This window comes from Caballeronia sp. INML2 (genome assembly GCF_023631365.1).
In the GTDB taxonomy this organism is placed as follows: Bacteria; Pseudomonadota; Gammaproteobacteria; order Burkholderiales; family Burkholderiaceae; genus Caballeronia; species Caballeronia turbans.
The window spans coordinates 132,034-150,320 of the sequence record NZ_JALQDH010000017.1 but is presented as its reverse complement, the minus strand read 5'-3'; the positions used below and the strand labels follow the sequence as shown (position 1 = coordinate 150,320).

20 protein-coding genes and 1 pseudogene are annotated in these 18,287 nt (G+C 64.2%); 9 read left to right on the top strand and 12 right to left on the bottom strand.

The annotated features are described in order from the left end of the window. Positions 1–2: 2 nt before the first annotated feature. Complete coding sequence (locus NCT32_RS07175) at positions 3–953, bottom strand: DMT family transporter (RefSeq protein WP_250490022.1); 951 nt, start codon at positions 951–953, stop codon at positions 3–5. A gap of 356 nt (positions 954–1,309) precedes the next feature. On the opposite strand from NCT32_RS07175, the gene NCT32_RS07170 reads away from it, so the two are divergent. Both NCT32_RS07170 and NCT32_RS07165 read left to right on the top strand, forming a co-directional pair. After that, positions 1,310–1,774 (top strand): YqjD family protein, encoded by a 465-nt coding sequence (locus NCT32_RS07170; protein ID WP_250490021.1) that lies wholly within the window; start codon positions 1,310–1,312, stop codon positions 1,772–1,774. A gap of 105 nt (positions 1,775–1,879) precedes the next feature. Next, positions 1,880–2,335: a hypothetical protein gene (locus NCT32_RS07165; RefSeq protein ID WP_061117315.1), complete on the top strand. Its 456-nt coding sequence runs from the start codon at positions 1,880–1,882 to the stop codon at positions 2,333–2,335. Between the two features lie 41 nt (positions 2,336–2,376). On the opposite strand, the gene NCT32_RS07160 is transcribed toward NCT32_RS07165, so the two are convergent. Together NCT32_RS07160 and NCT32_RS07155 are read right to left on the bottom strand one after the other, a co-directional pair. Beyond that, on the bottom strand, positions 2,377–2,652 hold the full coding sequence (locus NCT32_RS07160; protein ID WP_061117316.1) for a DUF1488 domain-containing protein: 276 nt from the start codon (positions 2,650–2,652) through the stop codon (positions 2,377–2,379). A 209-nt stretch (positions 2,653–2,861) separates the two neighbouring features. After that, positions 2,862–3,086: a zinc ribbon domain-containing protein gene (locus NCT32_RS07155; RefSeq protein WP_061117608.1), complete on the bottom strand. Its 225-nt coding sequence runs from the start codon at positions 3,084–3,086 to the stop codon at positions 2,862–2,864. 159 nt (positions 3,087–3,245) lie between these two features. Between NCT32_RS07155 and NCT32_RS07150 the strand changes: the two genes are divergently transcribed. Continuing rightward, positions 3,246–3,791: a DUF4142 domain-containing protein gene (locus tag NCT32_RS07150; protein ID WP_250490020.1), complete on the top strand. Its 546-nt coding sequence runs from the start codon at positions 3,246–3,248 to the stop codon at positions 3,789–3,791. A gap of 48 nt (positions 3,792–3,839) precedes the next feature. On the opposite strand, the gene NCT32_RS07145 is transcribed toward NCT32_RS07150, so the two are convergent. Beyond that, the gene (locus tag NCT32_RS07145; protein WP_250490019.1) at positions 3,840–4,523 is read right to left on the bottom strand and encodes a carbonic anhydrase; all 684 of its coding nucleotides are present in this window, start codon (positions 4,521–4,523) and stop codon (positions 3,840–3,842) included. 277 nt (positions 4,524–4,800) lie between these two features. On the opposite strand from NCT32_RS07145, the gene NCT32_RS07140 reads away from it, so the two are divergent. Beyond that, positions 4,801–5,112, top strand: coding sequence for a zf-TFIIB domain-containing protein (locus NCT32_RS07140; RefSeq protein WP_250490018.1), 312 nt, complete (start codon positions 4,801–4,803; stop codon positions 5,110–5,112). Between the two features lie 67 nt (positions 5,113–5,179). Further along, the gene (locus tag NCT32_RS07135) at positions 5,180–5,686 is read left to right on the top strand and encodes a CBS domain-containing protein (protein WP_061117318.1); all 507 of its coding nucleotides are present in this window, start codon (positions 5,180–5,182) and stop codon (positions 5,684–5,686) included. 168 nt (positions 5,687–5,854) lie between these two features. On the opposite strand, the gene NCT32_RS07130 is transcribed toward NCT32_RS07135, so the two are convergent. The 5 genes and pseudogenes from NCT32_RS07130 to NCT32_RS07110 all read right to left on the bottom strand — a co-directional run bounded on the left by NCT32_RS07130 (position 5,855) and on the right by NCT32_RS07110 (position 10,022). After that, the gene (locus NCT32_RS07130) at positions 5,855–7,240 is read right to left on the bottom strand and encodes a glycosyltransferase family 9 protein (protein ID WP_250490017.1); all 1,386 of its coding nucleotides are present in this window, start codon (positions 7,238–7,240) and stop codon (positions 5,855–5,857) included. 155 nt (positions 7,241–7,395) lie between these two features. Continuing rightward, a pseudogene (locus NCT32_RS07125) lies at positions 7,396–7,720 on the bottom strand (helix-turn-helix domain-containing protein); the annotation flags it as partial. Positions 7,721–7,881: 161 nt separating this feature from the next. Then, a complete protein-coding gene (locus tag NCT32_RS07120; protein WP_061117321.1) occupies positions 7,882–9,186 on the bottom strand; it encodes an RNA polymerase sigma factor in 1,305 nt (434 codons plus the stop codon). Continuing rightward, positions 9,183–9,581, bottom strand: coding sequence for a VOC family protein (locus NCT32_RS07115; RefSeq protein ID WP_061117322.1), 399 nt, complete (start codon positions 9,579–9,581; stop codon positions 9,183–9,185). Before NCT32_RS07115 ends, NCT32_RS07120 begins: the two co-directional genes overlap by 4 nt. Before the next feature lie 87 nt (positions 9,582–9,668). Further along, positions 9,669–10,022, bottom strand: coding sequence for a YciI family protein (locus NCT32_RS07110; RefSeq protein WP_061117323.1), 354 nt, complete (start codon positions 10,020–10,022; stop codon positions 9,669–9,671). A gap of 334 nt (positions 10,023–10,356) precedes the next feature. Between NCT32_RS07110 and NCT32_RS07105 the strand changes: the two genes are divergently transcribed. Then, positions 10,357–10,755, top strand: coding sequence for a DUF2917 domain-containing protein (locus NCT32_RS07105; protein WP_061117324.1), 399 nt, complete (start codon positions 10,357–10,359; stop codon positions 10,753–10,755). Positions 10,756–10,767: 12 nt separating this feature from the next. Here NCT32_RS07105 and NCT32_RS07100 read toward each other — a convergent pair whose 3' ends face one another. Then, complete coding sequence (locus tag NCT32_RS07100; RefSeq protein WP_061117325.1) at positions 10,768–12,423, bottom strand: tannase/feruloyl esterase family alpha/beta hydrolase; 1,656 nt, start codon at positions 12,421–12,423, stop codon at positions 10,768–10,770. 125 nt (positions 12,424–12,548) lie between these two features. Beyond that, the gene (locus NCT32_RS07095) at positions 12,549–13,409 is read right to left on the bottom strand and encodes a LysR family transcriptional regulator (protein ID WP_061117326.1); all 861 of its coding nucleotides are present in this window, start codon (positions 13,407–13,409) and stop codon (positions 12,549–12,551) included. Positions 13,410–13,508: 99 nt separating this feature from the next. Here NCT32_RS07095 and NCT32_RS07090 point away from each other — a divergent pair, with 99 nt between their 5' ends. After that, positions 13,509–14,945: a DHA2 family efflux MFS transporter permease subunit gene (locus NCT32_RS07090; RefSeq protein WP_284508493.1), complete on the top strand. Its 1,437-nt coding sequence runs from the start codon at positions 13,509–13,511 to the stop codon at positions 14,943–14,945. A 54-nt stretch (positions 14,946–14,999) separates the two neighbouring features. Next, on the top strand, positions 15,000–15,995 hold the full coding sequence (locus tag NCT32_RS07085) for an aldo/keto reductase (protein ID WP_250490016.1): 996 nt from the start codon (positions 15,000–15,002) through the stop codon (positions 15,993–15,995). A gap of 7 nt (positions 15,996–16,002) precedes the next feature. Here NCT32_RS07085 and rarD read toward each other — a convergent pair whose 3' ends face one another. Continuing rightward, complete coding sequence (gene rarD, locus NCT32_RS07080; protein ID WP_061117329.1) at positions 16,003–16,878, bottom strand: EamA family transporter RarD; 876 nt, start codon at positions 16,876–16,878, stop codon at positions 16,003–16,005. Between the two features lie 327 nt (positions 16,879–17,205). Between rarD and NCT32_RS07075 the strand changes: the two genes are divergently transcribed. Continuing rightward, on the top strand, positions 17,206–18,261 hold the full coding sequence (locus NCT32_RS07075) for an AI-2E family transporter (protein WP_061117330.1): 1,056 nt from the start codon (positions 17,206–17,208) through the stop codon (positions 18,259–18,261). Positions 18,262–18,287 lie beyond the last annotated feature (26 nt).

Genomic DNA, 18,287 nt, shown 5'->3' with positions numbered 1-18,287 from the left:
CCTCAGGCTTTACTTTCCTTCGCGCACGACGTCCGGCGCGCGCCGAGCAACGGCACGCGCTTGACGACGCCCGTTGCGAGCGCGGTGCCGATCAGCACGATCGAACACGCCACCGCCATCCCCACCGACACACGCTCGGCGAGAAACAGCGCACCCCACAGGATCCCGAAGATCGGAATCAGAAAGGTCACCGTGATCGCGCGCGCAGGCCCAGCCACCGCGATGAGATGGAAGAACATCATGTAGGCGACGCCGGTGCACGCGACGCCCAGTCCGAGCACCGCGCCCCACGCGTGCAGCGATACCGTCCCCGCGGGCCAGAAGAAGAGCGCGAACGGCAGGAGCACGAGCGTGGCCGCGCTCATCGTGCCGGCGGCGACCGTCAGCGAATCGACGCCCATCAGATGCTTTTTCGTATAGCTCGCGGCCACGCCGTAACTCGCGGACGCCGCGAGCGCGGCCAGCGCGGCGAGCGCGGTGGCCATCGGCGAAACGGGCGCGGCGCTCGCGTCGTGCGCGAACATCTGGTTCCAGACGAGCGCGAGCACGCCGGCGAAACCGATCGCGAGGCCGGCCACGCGCATGCCCGTGAGCCGGTCGTTGAGCCACACGTACGCGACGAGCGCGCCCCAGAGCGGGGTCGTCGCGTTGATGACGGACGTGACGCCCGCCGATAACGTCAGCTCCGCATACGCGAACAGACAGAACGGCGCGGCAGAGTTGAGCACGCCCACGACGATAAGCGGCCACGCGCGCTCGCGCATCGTCGAGAAAGCCTGTCGCGCCGTGCCGCGCAAGGCGAGCATCAGAAGCAGAAATAACGCGCCGATGCCGACGCGCAATGCCATCAGCGGCGCGACGCCGAGATCGGTCACGCCGACGCGGATGAACAGGAACGAGCCGCCCCACAGCGCGGCGAGGATGAACAGTTGAGCGAGATTGACGGGCTTCATGGCGGGCTTCGCAAAAGGAGTCGGGAGGCGAAGCCATCGTATCGGCGTGTGGCGGCCCGACGTTTCGGCCCGGCGTGAAACGAAAGATGCAGCGCTGTCGGCGTGGTTTCGGCTTCGCCGCTTCTTTCGGGACGCTCGCCCGGCTTCGCTCTACGCCGGCATCGTACGCGCGTGCGCTTACGCCGACAAACGAGCAATTCTCACCGTTATGTGAGAAAAATTGCCATGCGCGGCACGGGGTGCGTGGCGGCTTGCACGCGGGTTGCCGGCATGTGGATTCGGTGCGACTCTTGCTGTATTGAAAGTTGGATAGCGGATGTTGCAATGCGACGGACGCAGTCAACCGGAGAAAAGCCATGGACAATGCAAACGGCAGCGCATCCCCGATTCATTCGATGCAGGCGGGCGATCCGCCGCTCACCCGCAAGTCGGTCGAAAGCGCGATGGAAGCGGCACTCGCGCCCGGCATGGCGCACGGACAGGGCGCAAGCGTGACGCCGCTTCCGCCGGCCACGGCGCACGAGCCGGCGGCGTACGCGCCGTATCACGTGCACGGCAGCGTGCTCGAAGGCGGCGACAGCCCGACCGTGCTCGCGCAGCCCGCCGCCACGACGTCCGCGGGGCTGGGCAGTCAGTATCATCCGTCCCGGCCTATGCCGCGCCGCGCGCGCGACGTGCTGGCGGGCGCTCAGGATGTCGTCGCGACACGTTATCGGCAGGCAAGGGAAGGCACCGATGACTACGTCCACGAAAACCCCTGGAAGTCGATCGCGCTGGCGGCGGTCGGCGGCTTGATCGTCGGTCTGCTGGCCGCGCGTTGAACGAGCCGCCGACCGGGTTCTCGCGGCTCCTCGCGGATGACAGCGGGCCTCATCCTTGCTGAACTAGAGGTATCGGCATGTGCTTTTTCGCGGTGCCGGGCCGACATGGAAGAACGTTCGTACGACATCCGCACCGAGAAGTGCGAAATATTCAACCCGGTCACCACCGCGCTCGCCGGTCCGCGAAGGGTGTTGTTCGTACATTCGGAAACGAACGTCGGCGATTCGTTCGCGCTGCTGCTCGCGATGCGCGGGTTCGAGGCTTTGCAGATCGGCAATGCGCCCGGCGTCCTTCAGTTTCTCTGCAACTGGCGGCCCCAAGTGCTGTTCGTCGATACGCTCATCGGTGACGCGCACGATCACGCGTTGGCGCGCGCGCTGCGCGTCGCATTGACGGCGGATCGGATGGAAGGCGAAGTCGAGTTGCTGATCGCGCTGGCCGCCGATGCCCAACGCGACCCGCGCGATGCGCTCTGTGCCGCCGGCTACGACGGCTTTTGCAGAACGCCCTGTCCGGTATGGTGGATGATCGACGTACTGAAGTGCTTCTATGCCGATTGACGCAGGCGGCCGGCCGACGAGCCGCCGCCCGACCCGATGTTTCAGACCGCCCGGGATGCCTTGAAATCGCTGGTTTCCAGTTCGACTGACTGGCCGTGGTTGCGCTCGAGCGCTCGCCGGGCCGCGTCTTCTATTTGCACGCGTCCTCCTTCGAACGCGGAGAGGAGATCGTGCGACGACGTCCCGCTGTTGCCGAAGTGATCGTTGAGCGCATCGAGGGAGACGCTGCACCATACCTCGCGGCCGTCCACGCTGGCCTCGAAAGCGACACGCGCTGCCGCCACGACATGACGCCGCCCGCTGAACTCTATCGTCATCCTTATCACCTCCTGTTATCCGATCGGAACACGTTAAGCGCAATCACCGCGAAAACCGCAACTGTCAGCGGCCCGCGATGGCGATGCCCTCGACTGCGCGCGGCCTTGCGCACCGCGCATCGTCGTCTTGCATGATACGCCCGCCATGCGCGGGACGTTCGGCACGGTGGCTTTGCAATGGCCGTGCCCGCGGTGGCGGCGTAGCGGGGCTAGCGGCAGCAGAAGCAGCCGCCTCGATGCGACATGCCGTAGCTGCCGGCACCCTCCGCGACGTCGCCGGATGAACTCGCGCCGCCCACGCTCGGTGCGCCGATGGTCACGCGTGCCGCCGTCGCGCCGCAGTGCGGACAGGCCGCGGGATCGTCGCGCTCGGCGATGCGGCGGACGGCTTCGAATGCGCCGCAATCCGCGCACTCGTAATCGTAGACAGGCATGACGTTTTCCATTCGAAGAAGATCGCTGATCCAGTCAGTCTAGCAATCGAGACGCCAGCGCTTTTGTTCCGGGCGAAAAGGACGTGGCACCTTCATTGCTCGAACGAAACGGATCAATCGGGAATCAATCGGGAATCAACTGCTCAGGAGGCCATTCTCATGAATCGCAATGCAAAACTGCGCACGACACTCGCTGCGGCGCTCATCGCGACGCTGCCGCTCGGCGCGCTCGCACAAACAGAGGCGGCAAGCACGACCATGGCGAACGACCTGGCGCCCGTGGACAAGGCGTTCGTGCAGGCCGCGTCGGCGGCGGGATCGACCGAGATCGACGCCGCCAAGCTCGCCACGAAGCAATCGCAGGACAAGGACGTAAAAAGCTTCGCCCATCACATGATGGCCGATCACACCAAGCTCGCGATGCAGTTGAAGATGGCCGCGCCGCACGGCGTCACGGTGCCGAGGAACAACTCCGATACGTCGGTGCTCGACTCGCTGAAGCCGTTGCACGGCAAGGAATTCGATACCGCGTACATCCAGAAGGTGGGCGTGCAGGGGCATGAGGAGGCGGTGCAGGTCTTCCAGAAGGAGGCGAACGAAGGCCAGAACGCGAAGCTCAAGCAGTCCGCGCAAAAAGCGCTGCCGACGATTCAGCAGCACCTGAAAATGGCGCAGGATTTAGCCGCGAAGAAGGGCGCGCAGTAAAGCGACGACACGTGCCGCGCGTGGAGCACGCGCGGCGTCGCGCGAGCATCAGCGCGCGTCCTTGCGCAGCATGCGCAGGCGCGCTTCTTCCAGCGATTCGAACTTGCTGTCGGCTTCGTCGAAGACCGACACCTTGCCGCGTCCGATGTCGTAGACCCAGCCCTGCACCTGGAGCTTGCCGAGCGCGAGCCTGCCGGCGACCGCCGGATGCGTGCGCAGGTGAGTGAGTTGGAGGCGGATGTTCTCCTCGACCATCGCCTGGACGATGCGCTCTTCTTCCAGCTTTCTCGCCATCACGACGCTGCGTGCGGCTTCGGCATTGCGCAGCCACGCATGGACGGTAGGCATTTCATCGGCGATTGTTGCACCGGACGCGAGGCCTTTCATCGCGCCGCAGTCCGAATGCCCGCAAATCACGATTTGCCGCACGTTGAGCGCGAGCACCGCATATTCCACGACCGCCGATACGCCGCCGAGCATTTCGCCATAGGCCGGCACAATATTTCCGATGTTGCGGCATACGAAGAGTTCGCCGGGGCGCGTCTGCGTGATCATTTCCGGCGAGACACGGGAATCCGCGCAGGTGATGAAGAGTGTGTGCGGCGCCTGCCGCCGCGCGAGGCTCTTGAAAAGGGCTTCGCTGTCGGGGAAAACGAGGCGGCTGAATTCATCGGCGCCTTGCAGCAGATACAGGAGATCGGGCGCTTCGGCGCCGCCGCGTTCTTCGCTCATCGATTTGTCGGGCATCGTGGGGCCTTTGGTGTGCGGTTGCGGCGCGCGCGACGCGCGCCGTTTCAAACCGAGAGCTTGCGGGGTTTTGAGATGGATCGCAAGTGTTGTACCGCTCCGAGCACGCGTGAGCAGTCTATGCGCGCCCGCGCGGCCAATCCTCCGATGTGTGCCGCTTACTTCGGGTTTTCCGAACTGAAGCGCTCAAAATCTCCCATTTTTCGATCTCGATTCTTCCGTTAGATTGACTTTCATTGAAAGCAATCAGAAAGGAATCGACATGAAATGCCCCGTGTGCCCCGATACCGAACTGCTCATGACCGTGCGCGAGGGCATCGAGATCGACTATTGCCCGCAATGCCGCGGCGTATGGCTCGACCGTGGAGAACTCGATCAGATCATCCGGCGCGCGGCGCAGGCGTCGGCGGCCGAAGCGCAGGCGGGCGGACGCGAGGAGTGGCACGAGCGCGGCCACGAGCGCGAGCACCGCACCCATCGCCACGACGGCTACGAATACGGCGATCAGCGCGGCAAGCGTGAACACGCGCGTCGCAAGAAATCGTTTCTCGGTGACCTTTTCGATTTCGATTGAACGCGAAAACATGAGGCTCATGGGCAGGCTTTGAAACGCTACGGAAAACAGCAACGGAGAACGGCAAATGTCAACGGTGAAGCAAGTCCTGAAGGCGAAAAGCGACATGACGGTACACACCATCGACGCGGAGGCGAGCGTGTACGAAGCAGTGGCGCAGATGTCGCGGGCGGAAGTGGGCGCGCTCGTCGTCATGGTGGGCGACGCGGTGTGCGGCATCGTCACCGAGCGCGACTATGCGCGCAAGGTAATCCTGCAGGACAAGGCCTCACGCACGACCACGGTGTGCGAAATCATGACCGCGCCCGTGATGGCCGTGAGACTCGGAACGAACACCGACGAATGCATGGCGCTGATGACGCGGCACCGCATCCGTCATCTGCCGGTGATCGAGGGCGGAGGGCTCGTCGGCATGATTTCGATCGGCGACATGGTGCGGCATCTGATCGAGGAACAGCAGTTCGCCATCGACCAGCTGGAAAGTTACGTGCGCGGCCCGCGCCACGACATGCCGACGTGCGCGCTCACGCGGCGCAGCCCGATTCCGCAGACGCTCGCGGCGCGCTTCGCGTAGTGGATCGGGTTTGATCGGCTGTCCGCGGTTGGGCGAGTATGAAGCCGGCCGCGGATAGTTGGTCAGGAACGCTGACGTTTTCGAGCGCGGCAATCGTCGAGGTCGTGCTTTGCAGCGGCGCAGGGCGGGGCCAGCCGGCAACGCATCGCTAACCCGTTTGCACGACCGTCAGCGCATGTCAGAGACGAGATGCTGTTGCAGCTTGCGCACGACATCGTCCCAATCGCCGAGGCGACGGGCGCGCACCAGTTGCATCGTCGGATACCACGGCGTGCGATGCGGATCGCTTTCGTAGCGCCAATCCGCTACCTGATTGAGGAACAGATAGCAGCGCTTGCCGAGCGCGCCCGCGATATGGGACAGTCCGCCGTCGTTGCCGACGAACGCATCGAGTCTGTCGATGATGCTCACACTCTGCGCGAGCGTCATGTCCGGGGGCAGCGTCGTGAAGCGCTCGAAATCGTGCGCGCGTGGGTCGTTCAGCCAGCGCTTGCGTTCGAAACCGCGCTGCATGATGACCCAGTGAATATCGTTCGTACTGTCCAAAAGCGGCGCGAGATCGGGCAGGCTGAGACTGCGATTGGCGAAATTGTTCGCCGATTCACACGAGGACCAGAAGATGCCGACGCAGCGTCGTCCAGCCGCGCGCTGTCGCATTTCATCGACGACGGCATCGGTGGCGCTGGCATCGACTGGCTCGATGTAGCGCGTCGTGGACGCATAGCCGAGCACCGGGAAGAGTGCGGTGAAGAGGGCGAAAGGCTCCGTCCACTGGGAGCCATCGGGCGCCACGACGAAACCTGCTGCGCGCATGGCTTCGGCGTCTCGTTGCCGTTCGGCCTCGGGCATCACGAAACGATACGTGTGATCGGAGCCGTCGGCGTACGTGATCTGCACGCCCAGTGCCTGAAGCGCTCCGGCGTAGCGCGCCCAGTTGACGTGATCGCCGTGGCCCGACGCGATCGACACGAACGTCATGTGCGCCGGCAACGCGCGCGATCCGCACCAATAATGTTCGACGTCGACGTGCGGGAACAGCACGCGCCGCGCCTCGTGCGACGACCAGTGGCGATGCATCAACTCGACGCCGCTCGCGATGCCGTTCAGGCGCATCGCGCTGCGCCCCTGGTGATGGCCGAGCACGCACGCCGAATGTTCGTCGATGCCTTCCGCGCTCAACTGGAGGACGCGCGCGTCCTCGCCAAGGTAGTGCCAGCCGTAGACGCGCCACAAGAAGGCGCCGATGGGCACGGTGGAAGGTTTGCGCGCGAAGTATTCGATCAGGGTGAGCGCGACTTCTTTCAGGCCGAGGTGCGCGCATACATCGCTCATGCAATGAATCTGGTAACCGAACTCCGATTCACGCGTAAGCCGGCAGCAAATCTCGAGCGCCTCCTTGAAATCTCCGCCTCGCAGATGCGTGACCGCGCGCCAATGCCAGTAGTCCGAGAGGTGGCTGTCCTCCGCGGCGCGCTCGTCGAGAAAGCGGAAACATTCGTCGATCTCGCCTGCGAATAGTTTGGCGGAAAGCTGCACGTCGTATTGTTCGATCATGAGAGAGGCGTCAATTCCTTGATGCCGGATTATTGCGCGCACGCGCGCGCGGGCACGTTGGGACTACGTTATTGGCACAAAAATTTCAAAACGTTGATTAATGTTTAAGAAGGTCGACGATTTTCGAAATATGGAGCAACGTCTGATTCGTTTGAGTAGTTCAATGCCGTGGCATTCCCGTAATTTCTCGCACGCCAGCGTCGGACCAAATTCGGCATAGCGCTCACGGATCAGCGCGAGCGCACGCTGCGCCACGCCGTCCGGCAACCGGTGATTACTCGTGCGTCCGCGCTTTCCGGACACCAGACCGCGTGCACCGTCCGCACGATAACGCATGACAAGCCGTTCGATCTGCCGCACGCTCACGTGTAGCCGCTCGGCGGCACGGCCAGGCTTGAGTTGGCGTTCGGCGACGGCCTGAATCACTCTGAGTCGGTCCAGTTCGTGCATCGACATGGTGATGGTCCCGGTCGTGTTCATCGCCAGCGCTCCTGAAACGCTTGTCTGGCAACGAACCTACGTCAAAATGCGACATTTCTACTTGGCAGGAACGCGACATTAGGATAAAGCCGCAAAAAAGCCAAAATACGCTAATTTGTCTTATGTTAAATCACAAATGCGACTAGCTGAAGTCGAACCCATCACCCCATCTCCCCAGCCCGTCCCAACAAGAACTCCCGCTCCCGCACATTCTTCGTGAGCGCCGCAGCACGCTCGAATTCCGCGCGAGCCTCGTCCTTGCGCCCGAGCCTCGCCAGCAAATCGGCGCGCACGCTCGGCAGCCAGTGATAGCTTCGGAGCGCGGCCGTCCCGGAAAGCGCATCGACGATCGGAAGTGCCGCGTCCGGCCCATACGCCATGCTCACCGCGACCGCGCGATTCAGTTCCACCACCGGCGTCGGCGCGGTCTGCATAAGCGCGTCGTAGAGCGCGACGATCATCGGCCAGTCGGTGTCGGCGGCGGTCGGCGCGCGCGCATGGCACGCCGCGAGCGCCGCCTGCAGCGCGTACACGCCGAGCGCACCGCCGAGCGCTTCGGAGCGTTCCAGCGCCGCGAGCCCGCGCCGGATCAAAAGCGGATCCCAGCGGCTGCGGTCCTGATCCGGCAGGAGCACCGGCCGGCCTTCACGGTCGACGCGCGCCTTCGTTCTCGACGCCTGAATCTCCATCAGCGCGACGAGCCCGTGGACCTCGCTCTCGTCGGGCGCCAATTCGGCCAGGATGCGTCCGAGCCTGAGCGCGTCTTCACACAGGCCCGGACGCATCCAGTCGTCGCCGGCGGTCGCCGAATAGCCTTCGTTGAAAATCAGATAGATGACTTCGAGCACCGAGCCGAGCCGCGCGCCGCGCGCGTCGGCCTTCGGCACCTCGAACGGCACGCGTGCCGCCGATAGCGTGCGCTTTGCCCGCACGATGCGCTGCGCGATCGTCGGCTCCGGCACGAGAAACGCGCGCGCGATCTCATCGGTCGTGAGTCCGCCGATCAGGCGCAGCGTCAGCGCGGCGCGCGCATCGACGGATAACACCGGATGGCATGCCGTGAAAATGAGTCGCAGCAGATCGTCGCCGATATCGTTCTCGCGCGCGGCGTCGAGCGAATCGACGAAATCCGGCGTGATGTGCGCTTCCTGCGCGTCGAGATCGCGCCCGTATTCCTCGTGCTTGCGCGCGTGCAGCGCGTGCTGTCGCAGACGGTCGAGCGCCTTGTTCTTCGCTGTCGTCATGAGCCACGCTCCCGGCTTTTCGGGCACGCCCACGCCCGGTTGGCTCCAGTGCTCCAGCGCGGCGACGAACGCGTCCTGCGCCAGTTCCTCGGCGAGCGCGACATCGCGCACGACGCGCGCCACGCTCGCAATCACCTTCGCGGACTCGATGCGCCACACCGCGTCGATGGCGCGACGGGCCGCATCGTCCGCGGCGCCCCGCTCCTTCGCGCGCCCGCTCACGCCGCTTCCGGATTCATGTGAACGAGTTCCCAGATATGACCGTCCGGATCTTCGAAGCCGTGGCCGTACATGAAGCCGTGATCCTGCGGCTCGCGCGGCGCGCGTCCGCCCGCGGCGACGGCCTTCGCGACCAGTTCGTCGACTTGCGCCCTGCTCTCGCACGACAGGCACACGAGCGTCTCGGTGCTCGCGTGGGCGTCGGCGATCGGTTTTTCCGTGAACGTCTGGAAGAAGCGTTCCACGAGCAGCATCGCGAAGATGTTTTCGCCGATGACGAGGCACGCGGCGTCATCGTTCGTAAATGCCGGGTCGAAACTCAGGCCCAGTGCCTTGAAGAAGGTCATCGAGCGCTTGAGGTCGCGGACCGGCAGGTTCACGAAGATTTGTTTGTGCATGATGTGCGGTCTCCGGATTGGATCGTTACGCGGCATCGCAGCCGTTATATGCACGACGATCCGCGCGCGCCAAAATCGACACGAACGTCACAAATAGCAAGGCCCGACCTTGCGGACTTCGATGGTGCACCACGTCGCCGCCGGACATTCGGCTGCAATCGCCACGGCCTGCGCATGCGTTTCGCAATCGATCAGAAAAAAGCCGCCGATCATTTCCTTGGCTTCGGCGAACGGTCCATCGATGATGCGGGCATCGCCATTGGCGTTCGTGACGCGCGCCGCATCCTTCAGCGACGTCAGTGATTCCACCGCGCGCAGCACGCCGCGCGCCTTCAGCGCATCGGCGAATTCCGCCATCTGGCGATACGCCTCGCGCCCCTCTTCCTGCGTGCGACGGCCGCGCTGTGCGACCGGTTCCACCACGAGTAACAGATAAGCCACGACGAACTCCGAAAGGTTTGGATGGCGTCCAAGTTAAACCGTCGCGCGCGCGCCGGCAAGGTGTTGCCGGGCCGCGCATGTGCATCGCGCGTCTATCTCGATATTGACAAGCGTCATCGCGCCACACGATACTGCGACACATGCACGCAATCCTCACTCTCTCCATCGCCGCGATTAAAAACCGTATGAACGCCATCCGTGGCGGGTCATCGGGACAGCGTGTGCGCTAGCGAGACAGGCAAGCAAACGAATTCCGAAGGCCCCGCCGCAAGACGGGGCCTTCTTGTTTTTGCGTGCAAGGTTCCGTCTTCGGCTCACATCATGGAGAGCAGAGATGGAAGAGGTATCGCAGGTTTTCGCGCGTCATGGCGTCGGTCACGGCGTGGCGTCGGGCCGCCTGAGCGCATCGGGCGCGCGCGTCGTGGTCTATGTCGACGTGCATCCGCATCAGATGGTGTCGTGGCGGCTTACGCGCGATGCCGAATTGCGCATCGGCGGCGCGTCGGCGTGTTCGCTCTGGCTCACGCGTCATCGCGATCCGTACGACTACTGGATGAAGCCCGGCGATGTCGTGCGCCTGTCGCAAGGCGAGCGCGTATGGCTCACATCGGAGAGCGATCAGGCGATCGAGGTGTCGCTCACGTCGTATCGAGTCGCTACGCGCGGGTTCGTGTCGCGCTGGCTTGCCAAGTTCTGGCCACGCATCGCGGACCATCCTGCGAAGGCGCGCTGACGATGCAGTTGCTCAGGGCTCCATGCAGCGAAAGTTCGCCGCGAGGTTGATACTGCCCTTGCCGAGATAACGCGGATAGCCCGGATAACGGCAGATCGGTCGCGTGCGTCCGTTGGTGGCGGGCGCGATATCGCTGCCGAGGAGCGTTTCCGGCGCGACGCCGTTGCTCACCCATTCGTCGAGCGCGCCGAGTTCGTCCCACGCGGGAATGAACACGCCGTTGCCGTGCTGAAATCCCGGCACCATGTAGAGCCGCATGAACGAATCGACAGTGTCCTTCCCGTAGCGATCGATGAGCCCGCGATAGAACGCGATCGTCTGATTCGGGCTGATGACTTCGTCGGCGAGGCCGTGCATCGCGATGAGCTTGCCGCCGTGCGCAATGAACGCGGAGAAATCCGGGTTCATTGCGCCGACGGTGTACGCGAGCGTCACGAGGCGCTGCCTGAAGCGGCCGGGATTGTCGAGGTCGAATGTGAGGGCGCCGAAGTCGAGATCGCGCGTGACGAAGTGGCGGATATAAGCGTCGCCCTGCGCGAAGAGATAGCCGTTCGCGGCGAAAGTCGGCGGAGTCAGAAGCGTCGGCGAGTCGCCGAGTCCGAGCGTCCCGGAGAAGTCGACGCCCTGAAACACGTTGTAGCCCGGATAGGTATCGACGCCGTACGCGAGCGGATACGGCAGCGTGACGCCGTCGCGCAGCGTATCGAGCGTGTCGATCTGCGCGTCGGACAGGCAACTGTCGCGCAAGGAAGGACGCTGCCCGTTCGCGCAACGCAGCGATGCGATGATCTGCGGTTCCAGCTTCCTGCACGCCTCCACGTTGCCGACGATGCCGTCCGCCGCGCCGTCGAGCCGGTCGCACTCGTGCACGACGGTCTCGAACACGCGCCGCTGCTGCGCGACGCCGACGAAGCCTCCCGGCTTCGCATACGACGCCTGGCCCACTTTCACGCCCATGAGCCGCACGCCGGAGAAGTTGATCGCGGGCGCGTTGGCGATCACGCCGTCGTAGTCATTCGGAAAGCGCTCGATCACGGTGAACCCTTCGCGCCCGCCCGTCGAGCCGCCCGCGAAGTAGGTCTTGTCGGGCGTGCGCCCGTAGCCCATCTGGATCAGCGCGAGCGCGACGTCGCGCGTTTTCTTGAGATGACCGAAGCCGAAATTGACGATGGCTTCGTCGTTGCCCGCGAAGTCGGCGCGCCCCGCGTTGCCGACGTGGCCCGAATCCGAACCGAAGGTCGCATAGCCGCGCGCGAGCGGCGTCGAGTCGGGCGCGAAAGGCATCGGTTCGGTGCCGGAGACGATCGTGCCGTTGTACCCGCCGCCGCCCATCTGCAGCGCGCGGCCGTTCCAGCGGCTCGGCAGATTGACTTCGAAGCGGATATCGGGCGTCGAGTCCTGCAGCGCCTTGATGAAGCCGGTGATGCGGCAGTATTCGCCGTTGCGGTTGCCGGGCGCGGCCGCCTTGACGACCCACGCGGAAACGATCGTCGCGCCGCGCGTCGGCAGTCCGATGATCGACGCGGGCACGTTCTTGCCTTCGAGGTCGTCGCAATGCTTCGTCACGTACGAGGCCGCGTGGGCGTTCAAACACGCGGCGAGCGCGATTACCGCGAAGAGCGCACGGATGCTTACGTCGGACGAAAATAGGCGGAAGGAGCGAAACACGTCTTGGAAGTGGCTACTTCAAACGCCGCACAATATATAAGAACGAATTGGCGATAGCCATTCGGGTCTGCCGGTCGTTGCAGCGGCACAACCGGCCTCCCTGCCCTCGCGGGCTCCTTTCGATTTCATTCGCCGTCCCACTCGCCGCGAAGGTCGCTGTTTTCGAGAAGCTGCAGCAACGTTTCGGCCGGACGGCTCAGATGTTTCGCGCCGAACGCGATGAACTCCACTTCGGGCAATTCGGGCAGATCCGCGCGATTGACGGGCGCGGCCAATCCCCGGGCCGCGAGAAAATGCGAGCGCACGGTCAAGCCGAGGCCGCCGCGCGCCGCGGCAATGCAGCCCGCGTGACTGCTGCTCGTGCAAACCATTTGCCAGCTCGCGCCGCTCATCGCGAGCGAATCGAGTACGACGCCCCGCGTGACACTCGGTTCCGAGACGAGGATGAGCGGCAGCGGACCACTCGTATCGACGATGGTGCCCGGCTTCGCGAGCCATTCGAGCCGTCCGGAGAAAAGCCGCATGCCGCGTGCATCGCCGATGCGCCGCTTGCCGACCGCGAGATCGAGCTCGCCGGCGTCGACCATCTGATAGAGCCGCCCGGTCATGCCGATCGTGATTTCCAGCTCGACGTCCGGGTGCGTGTCGCGAAACGCCGCGAGCACGCTCGGCAGCGGCCCGAGCGCGATATCGTCCGATGAGCCGAGCCGAACGCGTCCGCGCAGTCGCGGCGAACTGAATTGCGACTGCGCGTGCGCCATCGCTTCGAGAATCACGCGGGCATGGACGAGCATCGCTTCGCCGTCGGCGGTGAGTGCGAGCGAATGCGTGTCGCGCACGAACAGGCGTCGGCCGACGCTCTCCTCCAGGCGCCGGATATGCTCCGAGACGCTGGACTGTCGAAGGCCGAGTTGCCGCCCCGCATCGGTGAAACTGTGCGACGCGGCCACGGTCGCGAACGTGTTCAGCCAGAGTGGATTGAGCATGCGCCATTGTGATCGGCATTAACGATGACAGTCAATGCGGTTAGCGGTCTTCCCGATGACTCGGTAAGTCATTAACATTTCACATATTGCGCGACGGGCTTGTTTCCAAGCGGTTTCTTCGTCGCGCGGCGACCACCACCCGCTTCCCACATGACCAAGAGTTCTTCGCACACGGCGCTCCTTTGGATCGTCGCCGTGGGCTTTTTCATGCAGGCGCTCGACACGACCATCGTGAACACGGCGCTGCCTTCCATCGCGCGCAGCCTCCATGCCGCGCCGCTCGCGATGCAGTCGATCGTCGTCGCCTACACGCTCACGATGGCGCTCTTCACGCCTGCTTCCGGCTGGCTCGCGGACCGCTTCGGCACGCGCCGGGTCTATCTCGTCTCGATCTCGCTCTTCGTGATCGGCTCGCTCGCCTGCGCAGGCGCGCATTCGTTGAACCAGCTCGTGCTTGCGCGCGTGCTGCAAGGCATCGGCGGCTCGATGCTGCTGCCGATCGGACGTCTCGCCGTGCTGCGCGCCGTCTCCGGCGAAGCCTACGTCTCCGCACTCGCGATGATCTCCGTCGCCGGCCAGGTCGGCCCGATTCTCGGCCCCACGCTCGGCGGCTGGTTCGTCGAGTCGTTTTCCTGGCACTGGATCTTCCTGATCAACGTGCCGATCGGCGCGGTCGGCCTCTACGCGGTGCAGCGCTTTCTGCCGAACGACACGCTGCACGATGCGCCGCCCTTTGACTTCATCGGCTGCGGCTTGCTGTCGATGTGCATGGTGTCGTTCTCACTCGCGCTCGACAGCCCCGTAGAGACGCATCGCGGCGCGGTGTCCGCGGCGCTCTTCGCGCTCGCGGCGGTGTCGGCGTTCGCGTATGTGCCCTACGCGCGGCACAAGCGCAATCCGCTCTTTCATCTCGCGCTCTTTCAGGAGCCGAATTTCAGCGTCGGACTGATCGGCAATCTGCTGTGCCGCATCGGTTCGAGCGCGGTGCCTTTCCTGCTGCCGCTTCTCATGCAGCTCGAACTCGGCTACAGCCCGCTGCATTCGGGCCTGATGATGCTGCCGATCGCCATCGCCGGGACGCTCAGCAAGCGCTGGATCGCGCAACTCGTGAAGCGCTACGGCTACGGCACGTTCCTGCTCGTGAACACGGCGCTCGTGGGCGCGTCGATCGTCGCGTTCGCGCTGTTCTCGCCGACCTTGCCGCTCGTCGTCGAGATCGCGATCCTCGTCGTGTTCGGCGCGTGCAACTCGATGCAGTTCGCGGCGATGAACAGCGTCACGCTCAAAGGCCTCTCGATCAAGGATGCCGGCAGCGGCAACAGCCTCTTTTCGATGGTGCAGATGCTCGCGATCGGCCTGGGCGTTTCCATCGGCGGCTCGCTCGTGCAGGTGTTCCAGGGGCCGTTCTCGACCGCGGCCGGCTTCAGGCTGAGCTTCGTCTGCATGGGCGTGGTGACGCTGCTGTCGGGCCTCGTGTTCCGTTACCTCGATTCCGCGCCGCACAGCGCCGCGCCCGTGCGCGCCGGCACGTCCTGACAGTTGCGGCTATTCTGACGGTCCCATCGAAATCGTTTCTTCTGGAGCGCAACCGTGCAATACCGCAAATTCGGCAATACCGGTCTCACCGTTTCGCGTCTCACGCTCGGCACGATGACGTTCGGCCTGCAGACCGAGGAAGACGTGTCGCGCAGCATCATGGACCGCGCGGCGGACGCGGGCGTCAATTTCATCGATACGGCGAACGTCTATCCGCTCGGCAGCGGACACGATCTCGCGGGCCGCACCGAGGAGATCGTCGGCCGCTGGCTCAAGGGCCGCCGCGATAATTACATTCTCGCGACCAAGGCCGTGCATGAAATGGGGCCGCTCGCGTGGCACAAGGGTGCATCGCGCAAGCATCTGCTCGATGCGATCGACGCGTCGCTCAAGCGGCTCGACACGGATTATGTCGACCTGTACCAGCTTCATAACGACGATCACGACACGCCGCTCGACGAGATGCTCGAAGCGCTCGACACCATCGTGCGGCAAGGCAAGGCGCGGTATATCGGCGTGTCGAATTTTCTGGCGTACCGGCTCGCGCGTGCGCTCGGCCGCTCGGACGTATTGCGCGCCGCGCGCTTCGTTTCCGTGCAGCCGCGTTACAACCTGCTGTTCCGCCAGATCGAGCGCGAACTGCTGCCGCTCGCGACTGAGGAAGGTCTCGCCGTGATTCCGTACAACCCGCTCGCGGGCGGTTTGCTGACGGGCAAGCATAGCTTCGATGCCGGCCCGAGCGAAGGCCGCTTCACCGGCGCGGTCGGCAAGGCGGGCGCGATGTACACCCAGCGTTACTGGCACGAGCGCGAGTTTCATACGATCGAGCAGATCAACAAGATCGTCGCGCCGACCGGGCGCTCGCTCGCGGGCACAGCGCTCGCGTGGGTCCTGGCCAATCCGGCGGTGAGTTCGGCGATCATCGGCGCGAGCCGGCCCGAACAACTCGACGAGACGCTTGCGGCCGTCGATCAGCCGATCGATCCGGACATCAAGGCGAAGCTCGACGAGGCGACGGTCGAATATCGTTCCGGCGACGCATTGCGCTGATCTCGTTTCAGACGCGGGCCGCGCGTGCGCGATACACGCCTTCGAGCGAGTAAATCGCGAGCGCGGCCCAGATCGCGCCATAGCCGATCAACTGATCGTGCCCGAAGAATTCCTGATAGATCACAACGCCGATCAGCAATTGCAGCGTTGGCGTGATGTACTGGATAAGCCCGAGCATCGATAGCGGAATGCGCCGCGCCCCCGCTGCAAAAAGCAGGAGCGGCACCGCGGTCACGGGCCCGGCCGCCGCGAGCAGCAGCTTCACACCGGGCGACGCGTGCGCGAAGCCGCTGCCGCCGTGCGAAGTCAGAAAGAAGAGATAAAGCAGCGCGACGGGACACAGCAGCATCGTTTCGAGCGTGAGACCTTCGAGCGCGCCGAGCGACGCGGTCTTGCGCAAAAGTCCGTAGCCGCCGAACGTCAGCGCAAGCGCAAGGCTGATCCACGGCGGTGCGCCGTTCACCCAGGTCAGCCACAGCACCCCGAGCGCGGCGATCGTCACCGCGATCCATTGCACCGGCCGCAGCCGCTCGTGCAGGAACGCCATCCCGAACACGACGTTGACGAGCGGATTGATGAAGTAGCCGAGGCTCGCCTCGACGATGCGCCCGTCGTTCACCGCCCAGATATAGATGCCCCAGTTCGCCGACAGCAGTACGGCGCTCGCGGCGAAGCGCGCAAGCAGGCGCCTGTCGCGCAGAACCGGGCCGAGCCACTTCCATTGACGGCGCACGGTCATGACGATCAGCAGGAAGACCATCGACCACGCCATGCGATGCGCGAGCATCTCGACCGCGCCGATCGAATGCAGGGCCTTGAAGTAGATCGGGAAAAGGCCCCAGATGACGAAGGCCGAGAATGCGTAGATGACGCCTGGATTCATTGTTCGATACGTAGAGCGGAGTGGCCGCGCACGAACGATCGGCTCGTTCGTGCGCGCTTGCCTGGCCGTTTGGCAGGAAAGCGATCCGCAAGGATTGGAAGCCGGATTTTAGTCGACGCGCGGGGTAGCGCTCCAGCGGCAATCGAACGATGGCTGATTCATGGCGAACCCTTGGACGATTTCTTGCTCGAATCGAGAGCGCGAACTGAGCGCGAACCGAGCGCGAACTGAGCGCGAACCGAGCGCGAAAGCCATTCGGAAGGCTCGTGTTAGCATGCCGCCGCGCGCTTGCCGTTCGCCCTCCCCGCCTGCCCCTATGGTTCCCTGATGAATAACCGCACCGTCCAGCAGAACTTCTTTCACATCTTGTTGTGCGCCGTGACCCTCGCGCTCGCGTGGGTGTTGCTGCCGTTTTTCGGCGCAATCTTCTGGGGCGCGATTCTCGCGATCCTGTTCCAGCCGATGCAGCGCTATCTCGCCGCGCGCTTCGGCAAGCGCCGCAATCTCGCCGCACTGACGACGCTGTCCGCCGCGATCCTGATCGTTATCATTCCGCTTGCGGTTGTCGCGGTGACGCTCGTTCAGGAAGTCGCCCTCGTCTACGCGCGGATCAAGAGCGGCGAGCTGAATTTCGGCCTGTATTTCCAGCACGTCCTGCACGCGCTGCCGGCATCGGCGCAGGCGCTCCTCGGGCGTTTCGGGCTCGACGACATCCCCGGCGTGCAGCGCAAGCTGATCGAAGGCGCGTCGCAAATCAGCCAGTTCGCCGCGACGCAAGCGCTGTCGATCGGGCAGAACACGTTCCAGTTCGTCGTGAGCTTCGGCGTGATGCTGTACCTCGTGTTCTTTCTGCTGCGCGATGGCGGCGAGATCGCCCGACGCATCCGGCGCGCGATTCCGCTGGATCCGGAGCCCAAGCAGCATCTCATCGCGAAGTTCACGGCGGTGGTTCGCGCGACGGTGAAGGGCAATATCGCGGTCGCGGCTGTGCAGGGCCTGCTCGGCGGGCTGATTTTCTGGATACTCGGCATCAACGGCTCCCTGTTGTGGGGCGTGCTGATGGGGTTCCTTTCGCTGTTGCCCGCCGTCGGGGCGGCGATCGTCTGGGTGCCCGCCGCGCTCTATTTCTTCATGACGGGACAGATCATCAAGGGTCTGATTCTCGTCGTGTTCTGTGTCGTGGTGATCGGTCTCGTGGATAACGTGCTGCGGCCGATTCTCGTGGGCAAGGACACGAAGATGCCCGATTGGGTCGTGCTCATCTCGACCCTTGGCGGGATGGCGCTCTTCGGCATCAACGGATTCGTGATCGGGCCGCTGGTGGCGGCGCTGTTCATGGCGAGCTGGGACCTGTTTTCGCAGGACGAGGCGGGCAATCAGTAGCCGCAACGAAAAACCGGCGCTGGATC